Origin of the sequence: Escherichia sp. HH091_1A, assembly GCF_030295175.1 — a bacterium.
Lineage (GTDB): Bacteria > Pseudomonadota > Gammaproteobacteria > Enterobacterales > Enterobacteriaceae > Escherichia > Escherichia coli_F.
This window is the reverse complement of record NZ_AP025747.1, coordinates 692,763-710,864: the sequence shown is the minus strand read 5'-3', so window position 1 is coordinate 710,864 and position 18,102 is coordinate 692,763. Positions and strand designations below refer to the sequence as shown.

Genomic DNA, 18,102 nt, shown 5'->3' with positions numbered 1-18,102 from the left:
TTCAACTCCTGTCATGGAAAAGTGGTTGCCAGAGGTCGATTAGCCCCTGCATCAAGCCACCGCGCCAACAAAGCGCATCATGTCCGCCGTCAACCTGACGCCAGAAAATGGATTCTTTTAGGGGGGCTAATTGCGCATACAGCGCCTGATTGGCCCGCATAATCATCGGCTCGCGAATACCTGCTTCCAGCACAATGCGCAGACCTTCGGCGCTAACTTCACCAGCTTTGAGCTGTTCAAGTAACACGCCCTCTTGCTGCCCGCCCCGATGCGGCCACCAGTACGATCCCGACTGGCTTAATACACAGCCAAAGCGTTCAGGCCAGTGCAGTCCGGCATACAGCGCGGAAAGTCCACCAAAACTCTGCCCTGCGACCACGGTGCGATCGGCGCAATCGCTAAAGGGGGCGATAGCTTTCACCTGGGGTAATAACTCTTGCTGTACTGCCAGCCAGAAATCCGCATTACACGGCAGTTCGTGGGCGCGGTGCGTGGTGTCGATAGCGTCGATCAACACGTACACGGCGGGAGGAAGTTGCTGACGATGGGTCAACGAAGTCAGCGCAGGCCAGACGGGCATACTCTGCGCCCAAAATTCGCCATCAAGTAAAACTGCCAGCGGACGTTCTTCTGCTGTTGCATCGCCGGTGGTAAAAATCCATACACGGCGTGAATTTTTCAACCGTTCACTTTTCCAGATAATTTCTTTGGCAGGCGTTTCTGGCGCTTGCGGACAATCCCATCCTGGTTGCAGGGGCGCTTGCGGCATTTCGAGTGCAGAAACAGCGTGCCCTCGCCCGCCTTTCCAGCTTTGTGGATTTAGCGGATCGGCTATCGCCTGGGGTAATAGTTTTCGCCAGCCTTCGCGCAATTCGAGGCGATCAGGTGATGGTGCAGAAAAAATGTCATCACGTTCGGTAGGAATAAAACAGTAGCTGCCGCGCCAGTTGGCATTGAGTTGTGTCGTCCACTGCCAGACATCGGTCCCTGCAATTCGCTGCATCGACTGGGGTTGGCTGTTCTGATGGTGATCGGTCACGCCAGTGATATAGACCCATACGCGCTTTATCGTCGAGTGGTCTTCAGCACCTTGTGGATCACGCCACCAGAAAGTGACCTGATACATTTCGTCATTCAGACGCTGACATTCCGGGCCATGTTTCGACTGCCACCAGCTCTCACTTCCTACTTTTAACGCTGTCACACCATAACCCCATGTTTACTGTGCAATTTTTCATTGATTGCAGAAATATATTGATAATATTATTGATAACTATTTGCATTTGCAATAGCGTAATGGCGCGCCGTGGGAAGCGCGGACATTAATTAACCAACTGCACTGCGTGTCTTTCAGGATCAAAGGTTTTCGCGGTAGCGGGATACGTCGTATTGATGACGACTACGCCCGACAGTTGCAATTCGTGGCAAAAATGCAGGAATAAAACAATGAACAAGAAGATTCATTCCCTGGCCTTGTTGGTCAATCTGGGGATTTATGGGGTAGCACAGGCACAAGAGCCAACCGATACTCCTGTTTCACATGACGATACTATTGTCGTTACCGCCGCCGAGCAGAACTTGCAGGCGCCTGGCGTTTCGACCATCACCGCAGATGAAATCCGCAAAAACCCGGTTGCCCGCGATGTATCGGAGATCATTCGTACCATGCCTGGCGTTAACCTGACCGGTAACTCCACCAGTGGTCAGCGTGGTAATAACCGCCAGATTGATATTCGCGGCATGGGTCCGGAAAACACGCTGATTTTGATTGACGGTAAGCCTGTCAGCAGCCGTAACTCGGTGCGTCAGGGCTGGCGTGGCGAGCGTGATACCCGTGGTGATACCTCCTGGGTGCCGCCTGAAATGATTGAACGTATTGAAGTTCTGCGTGGTCCGGCAGCTGCGCGTTATGGCAACGGCGCGGCGGGCGGCGTGGTTAACATCATTACCAAAAAAGGCAGCGGCGAGTGGCACGGCTCCTGGGATGCTTATTTCAATGCGCCAGAGCATAAAGAGGAAGGTGCCACCAAACGCACCAATTTCAGCTTGACCGGTCCGCTGGGCGACGAATTCAGCTTCCGTTTATATGGCAACCTCGACAAAACTCAGGCTGATGCGTGGGATATTAACCAGGGCCATCAGTCAGCGCGTGCTGGAACGTATGCCACGACGTTACCAGCCGGGCGCGAAGGGGTGATCAACAAAGATATCAATGGCGTGGTGCGTTGGGACTTCGCCCCTATGCAATCACTCGAACTTGAAGCGGGCTACAGCCGCCAGGGTAACCTGTATGCGGGTGACACCCAGAACACCAACTCTGACGCTTACACTCGCTCTAAATATGGCGATGAAACCAACCGCCTGTATCGCCAGAACTACTCGCTGACCTGGAACGGTGGCTGGGATAACGGCGTGACCACCAGCAATTGGGTGCAGTACGAACACACCCGTAACTCGCGTATTCCGGAAGGCCTGGCGGGCGGCACCGAAGGGAAATTTAACGAAAAAGCGACACAAGATTTCGTCGATATCGATCTTGATGACGTGATGTTGCACAGCGAAGTTAACCTGCCGATTGATTTCCTCGTTAACCAGACGCTGACGCTGGGGACCGAGTGGAATCAGCAGCGGATGAAGGACTTAAGTTCCAACACCCAGGCGCTGACCGGAACGAATACCGGCGGTGCTATTGATGGTGTAAGTGCCACTGACCGTAGCCCATATTCAAAGGCAGAAATTTTCTCGCTATTTGCCGAAAACAACATGGAGCTGACTGACAGCACCATCGTAACGCCGGGGCTGCGTTTCGATCATCACAGCATTGTTGGCAATAACTGGAGTCCGGCGCTGAATATATCGCAAGGTTTAGGCGATGACTTCACGCTGAAAATGGGCATCGCCCGTGCTTATAAAGCGCCGAGCCTGTACCAGACTAACCCGAACTACATTCTCTACAGTAAAGGTCAGGGCTGCTATGCCAGCGCGGGCGGCTGCTATTTGCAAGGTAATGATGACCTGAAAGCAGAAACCAGCATCAACAAAGAGATTGGTCTGGAGTTCAAACGCGACGGCTGGCTGGCGGGTGTCACCTGGTTCCGTAACGATTATCGCAATAAGATTGAAGCGGGCTATGTGGCTGTAGGGCAAAACGCAGTCGGCACCGATCTCTATCAGTGGGATAACGTGCCGAAAGCGGTGGTTGAAGGTCTGGAAGGATCGTTAAACGTACCGGTTAGCGAAACGGTGATGTGGACCAACAACATCACTTATATGCTGAAGAGTGAAAACAAAACCACGGGCGACCGTTTGTCGATCATCCCGGAGTATACGTTGAACTCAACGCTGAGCTGGCAGGCACGGGAAGATTTGTCGATGCAAACGACCTTCACCTGGTACGGCAAGCAGCAGCCGAAGAAGTACAACTATAAAGGTCAGCCAGCGGTTGGACCGGAAACCAAAGAAATCAGTCCGTACAGCATTGTGGGCCTGAGCGCGACCTGGGATGTGACGAAGAATGTCAGTCTGACCGGCGGCGTGGACAACCTGTTCGACAAGCGTTTGTGGCGTGCGGGTAATGCCCAGACCACGGGCGATCTGGCAGGAGCCAACTATATCGCCGGTGCCGGGGCGTATACCTATAACGAGCCGGGACGTACATGGTATATGAGCATTAATACGCACTTCTGATGCGAACGTCAGATTGTTGACAAAGTGCGCGTCGTTCATGCCGGATGCGGCGTGAACGCCTTATCCGGCCTACAAAAATCTTGCCAATTCAATATATTGCAGGATAGTGTAGGCCTGATAAGCGTAGCGCATCAGGCAGTTTTGCGTTTGTCATCAGTCTCTAATATGGTCGACATGAAAACTACGCATACCTCCCTCCCCTTTGCCGGACATACGCTGCATTTTGTTGAGTTCGATCCGGTGAGTTTTCGCGAGCAGGATTTACTCTGGCTGCCACACTACGCACAACTGCAACACGCTGGACGTAAACGTAAAACAGAGCATTTAGCCGGACGGATCGCTGCTGTTTACGCCTTGCGGGAATATGGCTATAAATGTGTGCCCGCAATCGGCGAGCTCCGCCAACCTGTGTGGCCTGCGGAGGTATACGGCAGTATTAGCCACTGCGGGACTACGGCATTAGCCGTGGTATCTCGTCAACCGATTGGCATTGATATCGAAGAGATTTTCTCTGTACAAACCGCAAGAGAATTGACAGACAACATTATTACACCAGCAGAACACGAGCGACTCGCAGAATGCGGTTTAACCTTTTCTCTGGCGCTGACACTGGCATTTTCCGCCAAAGAGAGCGCATTTAAGGCAAGCAAGATACAGGCCGCTCAAGGTTTTCTGGATTATCAGATAATTAGCTGGAATAAACAGCGGATCATCATTCATCGTGAGAATGAGATGTTTGCTGTGCACTGGCAGATAAAAGAAAAAATAGTCATAACTCTGTGCCAACACGATTAATTGACAACATCTGGTACGATTCGCCCGCAGCCATCACTGACTGCGGGCGAAAGTGTAAAGCAGGTGCCTTACCACCCTGAACTGACAACCGGATATGCGGGGATTACTCCCCGCACAACGGCTACTTCTTCGGTTCGTAAGCGAGAACAGCCCTGAACTCAATATTACGTTCCTTTACGGTGAACTCACACAGCGAGTCGCCGACCAGAAGCGTAAATCCCAGCACTGTCAAACACAGCACTATGACCGCCACAAGGGCATATTTCGTCAGCATGTTTATATTGCCTCCATGCGAAGAAGGGACTACCATCCAAATTGTCTGGTTTGGAGTGGCGGCCCCAGGGTTGATAGAAATATCTCCTGGGGCTTCATCTTTCCAGACCTCAGAGTTAACCTGAAACCGGAAAGCTTCAGGCACCCGCCGTTATCTTACCCTTCCTTAGCAAAATGGCTGTTTATTTATACAGTAAATCCTGTTCCGGACTTTTCATTGGTATTATCGCCCATGCCAATTAAACGAAATCGCCCGCAGCCATTGCTGACCGCGGGCGAAAGTGTAAAGCAGGTGCCTTACCACCCTGAACTGACAACCGGATATGCGGGGATTACTCCCCGCACAACGGCTACTTCTTCGGTTCGTAAGCGAGAACAGCCCTGAACTCAATATTATGTTCCTTTACGGTGAACTCACACAGCGAGTCGCCGACCAGAAGCGTAAATCCCAGCACTGTCAAACACAGCACTATGACCGCCACAAGGGCATATTTCGTCAGCATGTTTATATTGCCTCCATGCGAAGAAGGGACTACCATCCGAGTTGTTGAGGTTCGGAGTGGCAGCCCCAGGGTTGATAGAAATATCTCCTGGGGCTTCATCTTTCCAGACCTCAGAGTAAACCTGAAACCGGAAAGCTTCAGGCACCCGCCGTTATCTTACCCTTCCTTAGCAAAATGGCTGTTTATTTATACAGTGAGTCCTGTTTCGGACTTCTGTTGGCAAAACTGATCATTGCTCTTAAAACGACATCGCCCGCAGCCATCACTGACCGCGGGCGAAAGTGTAAAGCAGGTGCCTTACCATCCTGACCTGACAACCGGATATGCGGGGATTACTCCCCGCACAACGGCTACTTCTTCGGTTCGTAAGCGAGAACAGCCTTAAACTCAATATTACGTTCCTTCACCGTAAACTCACACAGCGAGTCTCCGACCAGAACCGTAAATCCCAGCACCGTCAAACACAGCACTATGACTGCCACAAGGGCATATTTCGTCAGCATGTTTATATTGCCTCCATGCGAAGAAGGGACTACCATCCAAATTGTTTGGGTTTGGAGTGGCAGCCCCAGGGTTGATAGAAATATCTCCTGGGGCTTCATCTTTCCAGACCTCAGAGTAAACCTGAAACCGGAAAGCTTCAGGCACCCGCCGTTATCTTACCCTTCCTCAACAAAATAGCTGTTTATTTATACAGTTAGTCTTATTTCGGACTTCTCACTACGCATCAGATCAACCGAAACTAAACCAATTTTTCCTTCGCCCCTCAATCGTCAAAATTCTCCGCCGCCAGCCAGCTCTGCCATAACTTGGCACATTGCAAAAGTAGCCAAATTGCTTCAGTAGCAATCAGTTCACCATCACCAAAAAAAGAAACATTCCAGAACTTCCGCATCTCTCCCGGCCGCTCCCACTTCTATACTCAAATGAAAACGCCAACATAAGAGAAACCTATGCCAATACCCGATTTTCAAGTCTCTGAACCTTTTACCCTCGGTATTGAACTGGAAATGCAGGTGGTTAATCCGCCGGGCTATGACTTAAGCCAGGACTCTTCAACGCTGATTGACGCGGTTAAAAATCAGATCACTGCCGGGGAAGTAAAGCACGATATCACCGAAAGCATGCTGGAGCTGGCGACGGATGTTTGTCGTGATATCAACCAGGCTGCCGGGCAATTTTCAGCGATGCAGAAAGTCATCTTGCGAGCAGCCGCAGACCATCATCTGGAAATTTGCGGCGGGGGCACGCACCCGTTTCAGAAATGGCAGCGTCAGGAGGTATGCGATAACGAACGCTATCAACGAACGCTGGAAAACTTTGGTTATCTCATTCAGCAGGCGACCGTTTTTGGTCAGCATGTCCATGTTGGCTGCGCCAGTGGCGATGACGCCATTTATTTGCTGCACGGCTTGTCGCGGTTTGTGCCGCACTTTATCGCCCTTTCTGCCGCATCGCCGTATATGCAGGGAACGGATACACGCTTTGCTTCCTCAAGACCGAATATTTTTTCCGCCTTTCCCGACAATGGCCCAATGCCGTGGGTCAGTAACTGGCAACAATTTGAAGCCCTGTTTCGTTGTCTGAGTTACACCACGATGATCGACAGCATTAAAGATCTGCACTGGGATATTCGCCCCAGCCCCCATTTTGGCACGGTGGAAGTTCGGGTGATGGATACCCCATTAACCCTTAGCCACGCGGTAAATATGGCGGGATTGATTCAGGCCACCGCCCACTGGTTACTGACGGAACGCCCGTTCAAACATCAGGAGAAAGATTACCTGCTGTATAAATTCAACCGCTTCCAGGCCTGCCGTTATGGGCTGGAAGGTGCCATTACCGATCCGCACACTGGCGATCGTCGGCCACTAACGGAAGACACCTTGCGATTGCTGGAAAAAATCGCCCCTTCCGCAGATAAAATTGGTGCATCGAGCGCGATTGAGGCCCTGCATCGCCAGGTCGTCAGCGGTCTGAATGAATCGCAGCTGATGCGTGATTTCGTCGCCGATGGCGGCTCGCTGATTGGACTGGTGAAAAAGCATTGTGAGATTTGGGCCGGAGAATAAGTCGGGAATTGCCTTACAGAAGAATATCCCTGACAATGGTGTTTTAACTTACATTTAACAATGTTATGAAACACCCTTTAGAAACCTTAACCACCGCAGCAGGCATTTTGCTGATGGCTTTCCTCTCTTGCCTGCTGCTGCCCGCCCCCGCACTGGGGCTGACGCTGGCACAAAAACTGGTGAGCACGTTCCATCTGATGGATCTTAGCCAGCTTTACACTTTATTGTTTTGCCTGTGGTTTTTAGTGCTGGGCGCAATTGAGTATTTTGTTCTGCGCTTTATCTGGCGACGCTGGTTCTCGCTGGCGGATTAAACGTCGATTATCGCCGTACTTCACGGCATACTTTGCTTATTCTCCTTCGCCTAAAGGAACGTTTATGGATAAGCAATCACTGCACGAAACGGCGAAACGCCTGGCCCTTGAGTTACCCTTTGTCGAGCTTTGCTGGCCTTTTGGCCCGGAGTTCGATGTCTTTAAAGTTGGCGGCAAGATTTTTATGCTGTCGTCGGAGCTGCGCGGCGTCCCCTTTATCAATTTGAAGTCCGATCCACAAAAATCCCTGTTAAATCAGCAGATATACCCGAGCATTAAGCCAGGGTATCACATGAATAAGAAGCACTGGATTTCAGTGTATCCAGGCGATGAGATCTCCGAAGCGTTACTGCGCGATCTTATCGATGATTCATGGAATTTAGTGGTTGATGGCTTATCTAAACGCGATCAAAAAAGAGTGCGCCCAGAGTAAAAGCGAAAATCTATAGCGCATTTTTCTCGCTTACCATTTCTCGTTGAACCTTGTAATCTGCTGGCACGCAAAATTACATACACATGGAGTCTTTATGGATATCATTTCTGTCGCCTTAAAGCGTCATTCCACTAAGGCATTTGATGCCAGCAAAAAACTTACCCCAGAACAGGCCGAGCAGATCAAAACTCTTCTGCAATACAGCCCATCCAGCACCAACTCCCAGCCGTGGCATTTTATTGTTGCCAGCACGGAAGAAGGCAAAGCGCGTGTTGCCAAATCCGCCGCCGATAATTACGTGTTCAACGAGCGCAAAATGCTTGATGCCTCGCACGTCGTGGTGTTCTGCGCGAAAACCGCGATGGACGATACCTGGCTGAAACAGGTTGTTGACCAGGAAGATGCCGATGGCCGCTTTGCCACGCCGGAAGCGAAAGCCGCGAACGATAAAGGTCGCAAATTCTTCGCCGATATGCACCGTAAAGATCTGCATGATGATGCTGAGTGGATGGCAAAACAGGTTTACCTCAATGTCGGTAACTTCCTGCTGGGCGTTGCGGCGCTGGGTCTGGACGCGGTGCCAATCGAAGGTTTTGACGCAGCAATCCTCGATGAAGAATTTGGTCTGAAAGAGAAAGGCTACACCAGCCTGGTGGTTGTTCCGGTAGGTCATCACAGCGTCGAAGATTTCAACGCTACACTGCCGAAATCCCGTCTGCCGCAAAACATCACCATAACTGAAGTGTAATTCTCCTTTGCCGGGCATCCGCCCGGCTATTTCCCCTCAGATTATCCTGATTTGCATAACCCTGTTTCAGCCGTCATCATAGGCTACTGTTGTATAAAGGAGACGTTATGCAGGATTTAATATCCCAGGTTGAAGATTTAGCGGGTATTGAGTTTGATCACACCACCTCGATGGTGATGATTTTCGGTATTATTTTTCTGACTGCCGTTGTAGTGCATATTATTTTGCACTGGGTAGTACTACGGACCTTCGAAAAACGTGCCATCGCCAGTTCACGGCTATGGTTGCAAATCATTACCCAGAATAAACTCTTCCACCGTTTAGCTTTCACCTTGCAGGGGATTATCGTCAATATTCAGGCGGTATTCTGGCTGCAAAAAGGCACCGAAGCGGCTGATATTCTGACCACCTGCGCGCAGTTGTGGATCATGATGTATGCACTGCTTTCAGTCTTCTCGTTGCTGGATGTTATTTTGAATCTGGCGCAGAAATTCCCGGCGGCGTCTCAGTTACCGCTGAAAGGGATATTTCAGGGGATTAAACTGATCGGCGCGATTCTGGTCGGCATTTTGATGATCTCGCTGCTGATTGGTCAATCGCCAGCGATTCTGATCAGCGGTCTTGGTGCAATGGCTGCCGTGCTGATGTTGGTATTTAAAGATCCGATTCTTGGTCTGGTGGCAGGTATTCAGCTTTCCGCGAACGATATGCTGAAACTGGGCGACTGGCTGGAGATGCCGAAATACGGCGCGGATGGCGCGGTGATCGATATTGGGTTAACCACCGTCAAAGTGCGTAACTGGGACAATACCATTACCACTATTCCTACCTGGTCTCTGGTTTCTGACTCCTTTAAAAACTGGAGCGGGATGTCAGCATCCGGCGGGCGACGTATTAAACGCAGTATCAGCATTGATGTCACCAGTATTCATTTTCTTGATGAAGACGAAATGCAACGTCTGAATAAAGCGCATTTGTTAAAACCTTATTTAACCAGCCGCCATCAGGAAATTAATGAGTGGAATCGCCAGCAAGGTTCTACGGAGTCGGTATTAAACCTGCGTCGAATGACCAATATTGGAACCTTTCGCGCCTATCTGAACGAATATCTACGTAACCATCCGCGGATTCGTAAAGATATGACCTTAATGGTACGCCAACTGGCTCCTGGCGATAACGGTTTACCGCTCGAGATCTATGCGTTTACCAACACCGTGGTGTGGCTGGAATATGAAAGTATTCAGGCTGATATATTCGACCACATATTTGCGATTGTCGAAGAGTTTGGTCTGCGGCTTCATCAGTCACCAACCGGCAATGATATTCGCTCCCTGGCAGGTGCATTTAAGCAGTAATTAAAAAACCGCTCTCATCGAATGGATGAGAGCGGTTTAGGATGGTCGACATCGTTTTGTCGGATGTAGCGTGAACACCTTATCCGACTTACAGAATCGTTACAAATTGTAGGCCCGATAAGCTTGCGCATCGGGCAAATCAGCCTCACATCAGCTTAATTCGCTTTTCTACGCAATGTTTTAAACGCCACAAACAGGAATACAATCCACACCGGCAGCAAAATTGCCGACAAGCGCATATCATCCATCGTGCACATCAGCAGCAAAATCATGCCGAGGAAGGCAATGCAGAGATAGTTGCCGAACGGATAAAGCAGCGCTTTAAACTGTGTTTCACGCCCCTGACGTCGCATCGCCGCGCGAAAACGCAGATGCGCCAGACAGATCATAATCCAGTTCAACAGCAACGTTGCCACCACCAGCGCCATCAGCAGACCAAACGCTTTTTGCGGCAGCAGATAGTTAATCAACACCACCAGCGAAGTGATAGCCCCAGAAAGCATCAGCGAGTTAATCGGCACGCCGCGACGGCTGACGCGAGTCAAAAACTTCGGCGCATTACCCTGCACAGAAAGACCAAACAGCATCCGGCTGTTGGAGTAAACCCCACTGTTGTATACCGATAATGATGCTACCAGAATTACGAAGTTCAGCGCAGAAGCCACCACATTGCTGTCAAGATTATGAAAAATCATCACAAACGGGCTACTGTTAGATTTCACTTCCACCCACGGGTAGAGTGCCAGTAATACTACCAGCGAACCGATATAAAACAGCAGAATGCGATACACCACCTGATTTACCGCTTTTGGAATGCTTTTTTCCGGATCGCGCGCTTCAGCCGCAGTAATCCCAATCAGTTCCAGCCCGCCGAAGGAGAACATAATCACCGCCAGCGACAAAATCAGCCCATTCCAGCCAGTGGCAAAGAAACCACCGTAGCGCCAGAGGTTGTCGATACTGGCTTTCTCACCGCCGTGACCAGAAAACAGCAGCCAAAGGCCAAAGCCAATCATGCCGATAATTGCCAGCACTTTAATCAGCGCAAACCAGAACTCAGTTTCGCCATATAAGCGCACGTTCACCAGGTTAACGGCGTTGATGATAATAAAGAAGGCGGCAGCCCAGATCCAGGTGGGAACATCCGGGAACCAGTACTGCATATAGATGCCCGCAGCGGTGAGTTCAGCCATCCCCACCAGTACGAACATCACCCAGTAGTTCCAGCCTGAGAGGAAGCCCGCAAACGGTCCCCAGTATTTATAGGCAAAGTGGGCAAACGAACCGGATACCGGCTCCTCAACCACCATCTCGCCAAGCTGGCGCATGATCAGGAAAGCAATGATCCCGGCGACGCCGTAGCCCAACAATACAGCCGGACCTGCCATCTGAATCGCCGGGCCAATGCCAAGAAACAGACCAGTACCAATAGCGCCACCCAGCGCAATCAGTTGAATATGACGGTTATGTAATCCGCGATGAAGCGTCGGCTCTTTATTCGACGCAGTATCTTCCGATACGGTTGACGCGTTTTTCACGCCTTTCCCCTGTGTGTCTTTTTTGTTGAGGGGCACCTTTTAACATTTAGTGCCCATCGTCGCAAGACACAATCCACACGGTTAAACCGGGTATCTTGCTTTTATTTCCGTACCCGATGTCGGTGCAGCCACATCAGCTTATACGCCGCCGGGATAATAAACAGCGACAGCAAAGGTGCGGTGATCATGCCGCCAATCATCGGCGCGGCAATCCGGCTCATCACCTCTGAACCTGCCCCCGTTCCCCACAAAATCGGCAGCAGACCCGCGATAATCACCGCCACCGTCATCGCTTTCGGGCGCACACGCAGCACTGCGCCGTGATACAACGCCTCATCCAGCTTCTGCTCGCTGAATGTTTGCGGATTATCCAGGGATGGATCTGCCTCTATGGCGTGACGTAAATACATCAGCATCACCACGCCAAATTCGGCGGCGACTCCCGCGAGGGCGATAAAGCCAGTGCCCGTTGCCACGGAAAGATGAAAGTCCATCCACCACAGCAACCAGATGCCACCCACCAGCGCAAACGGTACGCTGCTGATAATCAGTAACGCTTCACCCACGCGACGGAACGCCAGATACAACAGCACGAAGATGATCATCAACGTCATCGGCACCATGAGTTTCAGCTTGTGGTTGGCACGCTCCAGCAACTCGAACTGCCCGGAGAATGCCACGCTGGTGCCCGGTTTTAACTGCACTTTCTCGGCAATCGCTTTTTGCAAATCGTGAACCACCGACACCATGTCACGATCGCGGGCATCGATATAAATCCAACTTGTCGGGCGCGCATTCTCGGTTTTCAGCATCGACGGTCCGGTAGAGACTTTAACGTCGGCCACATCCGCCAGGGTGATTTGCTGCTTCATCGGCGTCAGGATCGGTAGCTGGCGCAGCGCCTGTGGGCTATCGCGCCAGCTTTGCGGATAACGCAGATTAATTGGATAACGGGCAATCCCTTCCACCGTTTCACCAACCATCGCCCCACCCACTGCTGAAGTCACAAACAACTGCACATCCGCCACCGTCATACCGTAACGGGCGGCTTTTTCACGGTTGATCTCAACGTTGATATAGCGCCCACCTTCCAGACGCTCGGCAAGGGCAGAAGCCACGCCTGGCACCGTTCGCGCCACTTCTTCAATTTGCTCCGCCATCGCGTCGATATCCGCCAGCACAGTGCCGGAAACTTTAATGCCGATGGGGCTTTTAATGCCGGTTGAGAGCATATCGATACGGTTACGAATTGGCGGCACCCACAGATTTGCCAGCCCCGGCAGACGCACGGTGTTATCCAGTTCCTCAATGATTTTGTCCATCGTCATGCCTGGCCGCCACTGATCCTGTGGCTTAAGCTGGATGGTCGTTTCTACCATCTCCAGCGGTGCGGAGTCGGTGGCGGTTTCCGCTTTCCCGGTTTTGCCAAATACCCGCGCCACTTCAGGTACGCTCATAATCAGCTTGTCGGTTTTTTGCAGCATACTCGCCGCCTCCGCTGCGGAAATCCCCGGCAGCGTCGATGGCATATACAACAAGTCGCCTTCATTGATCTGCGGTAAAAATTCTCCGCCAACTTTATTGAGCGGCCAGAGAACCGTCAGTACCGAAAGCGCCGCCACCAACAGCGTGGTTTTCGGCCAGTGCAGTACTTTCAGCAACAGCGGATGATAAACACGAATCAAAAAGCGATTGAGCGGATTACTGCTTTCTGGTGGAATTTTGCCACGGATCCAGTAGCCCATCAGGATCGGGATCACTACGATCGCCAGCAGCGCCGCGCCCGCCATCGCATACGTTTTGGTGAACGCCAGCGGGCCAAACAGACGCCCTTCCTGCCCTTCCAGGGTGAAGATCGGGATAAACGACAGCGTGATAATCAGCAGACTGATAAACAGCGCTGGCCCCACTTCAACAGATGCATCGGTGATCACCTGCCAGCGCGTTTTATTATCCAGCGTGGCGTCAGGATGCTGGTGCTGCCACTCTTCCAGCCGTTTATGCGCATTCTCGATCATGACGATAGCGGCATCGACCATCGCCCCGACGGCAATCGCAATACCGCCCAGCGACATAATATTGGCATTCAGTCCCTGGAAGTGCATGACAATAAAAGCAATACACAACCCCAGCGGCAACGAAATAATCGCCACCAGCGCCGAGCGCACATGCCAGAGAAACAGCGCGCAGACTACCGCCACCACAATAAATTCTTCCAGCAGCTTGCCGCTGAGGTTGTCGATGGCGCGGTCAATAAGCTGGCTGCGATCGTATGTTGTAACTATCTCCACGCCTTCCGGCAGACTGCTTTTCAGCGTTTCCAGTTTGTCCTTCACGGCGGCGATCACTTCACGGGCGTTTTTGCCGGAACGCAGGATCACCACCCCACCTGCCACTTCTCCTTCGCCATTGAGTTCGGCAATGCCCCGGCGCATCTCCGGGCCAATCTGGACCTTCGCAACATCACGCAGATAAACGGGCACGCCATTTTCGCTGGCTTTTAAAACGATGTGATTAAAGTCGTCGAGCGTTTGCAGATAGCCGCTGGCGCGTACCATATATTCCGCTTCCGCCAGTTCGAACGACGAACCGCCCGCTTCCTGGTTTGAAGCATCCAGCGCGCTTTTTACTTCGGCGAGACTGATGCCATATTGCGCCAGGCGCTGGGGATCGATAACCACCTGATACTCTTTCACCACACCACCTACCGACGCCACTTCCGCAACGTCAGGGATGGTTTTTAACTCATATTTGAGAAACCAGTCCTGCAATGAGCGTAAATCGGCCAGATCGTGCTTACCGCTGCGATCCACCAGTGCATATTCATAGATCCAGCCAACCCCCGTGGCATCTGGTCCCAGCTCGGCGCTGACTCCCGCAGGCAGCTTACCCTGTACCTGGTTGAGGTACTCCAGCACCCGCGAGCGCGCCCAGTACGGATCGGTGCCATCTTCGAAAATGACATACACATAAGAGTCGCCAAACTGCGAGAAACCGCGCACAGTCTTCGCGCCAGGTACTGACAACATGGTGGTGGTTAGCGGATAAGTCACCTGATTTTCAACGATTTGCGGTGCCTGACCGGGATAGCTGGTTTTAATAATCACCTGCACATCGGAGAGATCCGGCAGCGCATCCACTGGCGTGTTAATGATAGTCCAGGTGCCCCAGATACTCAGAAACAACGCGCCCATCAGCACCAGAAAACGGTTCGCCACCGAGCGACGAATAATCCATTCAATCATTGGTTATTCCCTCAATGCGCATGGGTAGCACTTTCAGAGCGCATTCGCTCCAGTGCGCCAGAAATATTGGCTTCAGAATCAATCAGGAACAGGCCGCTGGAAACCACCTTTTCACCTTCCGCCAGACCAGAGCGTAATGCGGTGACGCCTTGCGACGCCTGGAAAACAGCAACGCGTTTCGGTACAAAGCGCCCGTCGGCATCAACGGTAATCACCCGCTGTTCGTTACCAGTATCAATCAGCGCCTGTGACGGAATGAGCAGCATCGGTTCGCTGGCGGTGTTGAGTTGCAACCAGGCATTCATTCCCGGTTTTAGCGCTTCGTCGGCGTTGTCGACTTCCAGACGCAGCTGCAGCGTGCGGGTCGCGGCATCCACGCCGGGTAACAGCGTCCATTTGCGGATGCTGAGCGTTTTATCCGGTCGCGCCGGAACGGTGAGCGTAAACTGCGAGGCATCTTTCACCAGCCAGGCGATGGACTCCGGGATAGCTGCAGTGACCCACACCGGGTCCATACCCTGAATTTTCGCGACCACGTTATCTTTGGCGATATTCATTCCCGCGCGCAGATCAAACGCAGTGATCACGCCATCAATAGGGGCTTTGAGCGTAAAGCGAGTCTGGATTTTTTGCGTGGCGATCAGGCGGCGAATATCCGCCTCCGGCATTCCCGCCAGCCGCAGGCGTTCAAGAATGCCTTCAGTCTGGGTCGCCGTACCGCCGGTTTCGCGCAGCAGTAAATACTCACTCTGCGCTTCCACCCAGTCGGGAATGGTCAGGTCGAGAAGCGGTGTGCCCTTTTGCACTTTATCGCCCACGGTGAGCGGATACACCTTGTCGATAAACCCGGCGGCGCGGGCCTGCACAATGGCAAACTGATACTCGTTGTAACTCACATTCGCTGGGAAACTCTGGGCAAAAGTCAGCGGCCCGCGCGTGACGGTCGCCGTTTTCACCCCCAGATTTTGCGTCTGGGTCGGGTCAATGCGCACACCAGACGCAGAACTCTCTTCATCGGCATATTTCGGCACCAGATCCATATCCATAAACGGCGATTTACCTGGTTTATCGAACCGCGTATTGGGATACATTGGGTCGTACCAGAATAAGATTTTACGTTCTGCGGTCGGCGTTTTTTCTGCGGGCGGCTCAGCCTTTGCAAACCAGGTAAAACCTGCCGCAGAAATAATACCGCCCGCGATCATGCTGCCGATAATAAGCGCGATTTTTTTCATTTCATTAAACCTGGGTTACTGGCTGACTTTAATATCCTGTAATAAAGAAAGGTTGCCCTGCTGGACAAAATTAAACGCCACTTTGTCGCCGGTTTTTATTTCGCCCATCTTCGTCTGCGGGGTGATGGTAAAGCGCATGGTCATCTCCGGCCAGTTCACTGCGGCAATCGGATCGTGATGGATAGTGATTTTTTTGCTTTCCAGATCAATACTTTTTACCACACCGGTGGCACTAATGACCTGCGGTTGTGCTTCGTTCATGGTTTCATGATGATGTTCGTTAGCCTGGGCATTAAAGCCAATAACGGTAAACAGACTGAACATTGCGACTTGCAGTGCTTTTTTCATTTATTCTCTCCTGGAGTTAAAAATTATTGCTGCCAACCGCCCCCTAAGGCGGTATATAAAGAAATTTCGTTAACCTGACGGGCATAATTCAGGTCGAGTAAAGTTTGTCGGGTTGCAAATAAGGAACGCTCGGCATCCAGCACTTCCAGATAACTTACCGCGCCGTGCTGATATAATGCCCGCGCCCGTTGCAGGGTAATTTGCAGCGACGCCAGATAACGCTGCTGGGCGCTGATTTGATCGTTCAGGCTTTTACGTAATGCAAGCGCATCTGCCACTTCTTTAAAGGCGTTCTGAATTTTCTGTTCATAATTCACCACCGACTGCTGCTGGCGAATTTCGGCGATATCCAGATTGGCCTGGTTGCGTCCGGCATTAAAAATGGGGATCTCAATTTTGGGAATAAAATTCCACATCCCGCTGCTGGCGTTAAATAATGATGACAGATCGCTGCTGGCGGTTGATATTCCACTGGTCAGGCTTATAGACGGGAAAAATGCCGCACGCGCAGCACCAATATTGGCATTGGCCGCCATTAACGCGTGTTCAGCTTCCATAATATCCGGGCGCTGCAACAAGATTTGCGACGACAAGCCCGCCGGTAATTTAACGCTTTGCAGGCTGTCGCTGTTTACTGTCTGCGCTTGCGGCAGCTTGCCGTAGTTTCCCAATAACAGTTGCAATGCATTATTCGCCTGCGCCAGTTCCCCCTGACGTTTAGCGATGTCACTGCGGGTACTTTCTATCACCCCGCGAGCCTGTTCCAGCGCCAGAACATTGCTGCTACCAGTCAAAAGTTGTTTTTCGACAAACGCATATGACTGCTGATAATTACGCAGCGTTTCTTCGGCTATTTGTAATTGCGCATAAGCCAGTTGCTGATTGAAATAGCTTTGCGCGACATTAGAAACCAGCAGAATATGCACCGCGCGCTGAGCTTCCTCAGTGGCTAAATAATTTTGTCGCTCGGCTTCGCTCATGTTCTTTAAGCGACCGAAAAAATCGAGATCAAAGCTGGCGTTAAGGCCAGTCGAGAACTCCCGCGTCGTGGCTGAATCGCCTTTAAGATTGCCGCTCCAGCTGCCGCTACCCTCGCCATTGAGCTGCGGGTAGCGGTCGGCATCGGTCAGACGATATTGCGCCCGTGCCTCCTGCACTTTCAGCGTCGCCATGCGCAAATCCCGATTATTCACCAGCGCCTCGCTAATCAGCGTCTTCACCTGATTATCAACAAAAAAGGTGCGCCAGCCCGCGTTCTGGTAGTTATCTACCGCGTTAACCAGGCCGTTCTGGCTGAGTGAGAACTGCTGCGGAACAGGCATTGCCGGACGCTGATAATCCGGTGCCAGAGAACAACCGGTTAACGCAAGGGCCACACAAAATGGCAGAAGTTTACAAGGAAACATAGGCACATAATTTCTGGTGATTTTATGCCGCCAACTTTACTCGCCAGGCTCTGATTTTCCGGTGACAGGAAAATGACAATACTGTCATTTTGCCAATAAGCGATTGCCATCTGATCCCGCTACTCTAGAATTGCCCGGGCAACATGCGGA

At 51.6% G+C, this 18,102-nt stretch carries 18 protein-coding genes and 2 pseudogenes; 10 read left to right on the top strand and 10 right to left on the bottom strand.

Going from position 1 to position 18,102, the window contains the following annotated elements:
• Window position 1 precedes the first annotated feature (1 nt).
• Window positions 2-1,204: an enterochelin esterase gene (gene fes / locus QUF14_RS03225; protein ID WP_000125793.1), complete on the bottom strand. Its 1,203-nt coding sequence runs from the start codon at window positions 1,202-1,204 to the stop codon at window positions 2-4.
• A gap of 242 nt (window positions 1,205-1,446) precedes the next feature.
• On the opposite strand from fes, the gene fepA reads away from it, so the two are divergent.
• Entirely contained in the window at window positions 1,447-3,687 is a 2,241-nt protein-coding gene (gene fepA, locus QUF14_RS03220) for a siderophore enterobactin receptor FepA (RefSeq protein ID WP_001034927.1), read from the top strand.
• Window positions 3,688-3,861: 174 nt separating this feature from the next.
• Window positions 3,862-4,482: an enterobactin synthase subunit EntD gene (gene entD, locus QUF14_RS03210; protein ID WP_077630135.1), complete on the top strand. Its 621-nt coding sequence runs from the start codon at window positions 3,862-3,864 to the stop codon at window positions 4,480-4,482.
• A gap of 121 nt (window positions 4,483-4,603) precedes the next feature.
• On the opposite strand, the gene hokE (QUF14_RS03205) is transcribed toward entD, so the two are convergent.
• Entirely contained in the window at window positions 4,604-4,756 is a 153-nt protein-coding gene (hokE, locus tag QUF14_RS03205) for a type I toxin-antitoxin system toxin HokE (RefSeq protein WP_000956467.1), read from the bottom strand.
• Here hokE (QUF14_RS03205) and QUF14_RS28865 point away from each other — a divergent pair.
• Together QUF14_RS28865 and QUF14_RS03200 are read left to right on the top strand one after the other, a co-directional pair.
• Window positions 4,725-4,998 (top strand): annotated as a pseudogene (locus QUF14_RS28865) (hypothetical protein). The gene hokE (QUF14_RS03205) and the pseudogene QUF14_RS28865 sit on opposite strands and share 32 nt — an antisense overlap.
• The gene (locus QUF14_RS03200) at window positions 4,988-5,140 is read left to right on the top strand and encodes a hypothetical protein (protein ID WP_286333341.1); all 153 of its coding nucleotides are present in this window, start codon (window positions 4,988-4,990) and stop codon (window positions 5,138-5,140) included. The pseudogene QUF14_RS28865 and the gene QUF14_RS03200 overlap by 11 nt, the downstream one beginning before the upstream one ends.
• Here QUF14_RS03200 and hokE (QUF14_RS03195) read toward each other — a convergent pair.
• The gene (gene hokE, locus QUF14_RS03195; RefSeq protein WP_000956464.1) at window positions 5,106-5,258 is read right to left on the bottom strand and encodes a type I toxin-antitoxin system toxin HokE; all 153 of its coding nucleotides are present in this window, start codon (window positions 5,256-5,258) and stop codon (window positions 5,106-5,108) included. The genes QUF14_RS03200 and hokE (QUF14_RS03195) overlap by 35 nt on opposite strands.
• Before the next feature lie 350 nt (window positions 5,259-5,608).
• Window positions 5,609-5,761: a type I toxin-antitoxin system toxin HokE gene (gene hokE, locus QUF14_RS03190; protein WP_001354838.1), complete on the bottom strand. Its 153-nt coding sequence runs from the start codon at window positions 5,759-5,761 to the stop codon at window positions 5,609-5,611.
• Between hokE (QUF14_RS03190) and QUF14_RS28860 the strand changes: the two are divergent.
• Window positions 5,730-5,959, top strand: a pseudogene (locus tag QUF14_RS28860) (hypothetical protein). The gene hokE (QUF14_RS03190) and the pseudogene QUF14_RS28860 sit on opposite strands and share 32 nt — an antisense overlap.
• Window positions 5,960-6,024: 65 nt before the next feature.
• Here the strand turns inward: QUF14_RS28860 and QUF14_RS03185 are convergent.
• Entirely contained in the window at window positions 6,025-6,153 is a 129-nt protein-coding gene (locus QUF14_RS03185) for a hypothetical protein (RefSeq protein WP_001225242.1), read from the bottom strand.
• Window positions 6,154-6,211: 58 nt separating this feature from the next.
• Between QUF14_RS03185 and QUF14_RS03180 the strand changes: the two genes are divergently transcribed.
• From QUF14_RS03180 to ybdG, 5 genes are all read left to right on the top strand, one after another.
• Entirely contained in the window at window positions 6,212-7,330 is a 1,119-nt protein-coding gene (locus QUF14_RS03180) for a YbdK family carboxylate-amine ligase (RefSeq protein WP_001122259.1), read from the top strand.
• A 65-nt stretch (window positions 7,331-7,395) separates the two neighbouring features.
• Window positions 7,396-7,644, top strand: a complete 249-nt coding sequence (locus tag QUF14_RS03175) for a DUF1158 domain-containing protein (protein ID WP_000682514.1) — start codon at window positions 7,396-7,398, stop codon at window positions 7,642-7,644.
• A 64-nt stretch (window positions 7,645-7,708) separates the two neighbouring features.
• Window positions 7,709-8,077, top strand: a complete 369-nt coding sequence (locus tag QUF14_RS03170; RefSeq protein WP_000360965.1) for an MmcQ/YjbR family DNA-binding protein — start codon at window positions 7,709-7,711, stop codon at window positions 8,075-8,077.
• Between the two features lie 94 nt (window positions 8,078-8,171).
• The gene (nfsB, locus tag QUF14_RS03165) at window positions 8,172-8,825 is read left to right on the top strand and encodes an oxygen-insensitive NAD(P)H nitroreductase (RefSeq protein ID WP_000351458.1); all 654 of its coding nucleotides are present in this window, start codon (window positions 8,172-8,174) and stop codon (window positions 8,823-8,825) included.
• A gap of 107 nt (window positions 8,826-8,932) precedes the next feature.
• Window positions 8,933-10,180 (top strand): mechanosensitive ion channel YbdG, encoded by a 1,248-nt coding sequence (gene ybdG / locus QUF14_RS03160; RefSeq protein ID WP_001153126.1) that lies wholly within the window; start codon window positions 8,933-8,935, stop codon window positions 10,178-10,180.
• 155 nt (window positions 10,181-10,335) lie between these two features.
• Here the strand turns inward: ybdG and pheP are convergent, their stop codons facing one another.
• The 5 genes from pheP to cusC all read right to left on the bottom strand — a co-directional run bounded on the left by pheP (window position 10,336) and on the right by cusC (window position 17,952).
• A complete protein-coding gene (pheP, locus tag QUF14_RS03155; protein WP_024211934.1) occupies window positions 10,336-11,718 on the bottom strand; it encodes a phenylalanine transporter in 1,383 nt (460 codons plus the stop codon).
• 101 nt (window positions 11,719-11,819) lie between these two features.
• Window positions 11,820-14,963 carry a Cu(+)/Ag(+) efflux RND transporter permease subunit CusA gene (gene cusA, locus QUF14_RS03150; protein WP_000573913.1) on the bottom strand — a complete coding sequence of 1,048 codons (3,144 nt, stop codon included), beginning with the start codon at window positions 14,961-14,963 and terminating at the stop codon, window positions 11,820-11,822.
• Window positions 14,964-14,974: 11 nt separating this feature from the next.
• A complete protein-coding gene (cusB, locus tag QUF14_RS03145) occupies window positions 14,975-16,198 on the bottom strand; it encodes a Cu(+)/Ag(+) efflux RND transporter periplasmic adaptor subunit CusB (RefSeq protein WP_000717100.1) in 1,224 nt (407 codons plus the stop codon).
• A 15-nt stretch (window positions 16,199-16,213) separates the two neighbouring features.
• A complete protein-coding gene (cusF, locus tag QUF14_RS03140; protein WP_000709862.1) occupies window positions 16,214-16,546 on the bottom strand; it encodes a Cu(+)/Ag(+) efflux RND transporter periplasmic metallochaperone CusF in 333 nt (110 codons plus the stop codon).
• Between the two features lie 23 nt (window positions 16,547-16,569).
• Window positions 16,570-17,952, bottom strand: a complete 1,383-nt coding sequence (gene cusC / locus QUF14_RS03135) for a Cu(+)/Ag(+) efflux RND transporter outer membrane channel CusC (protein ID WP_000483761.1) — start codon at window positions 17,950-17,952, stop codon at window positions 16,570-16,572.
• Window positions 17,953-18,102 lie beyond the last annotated feature (150 nt).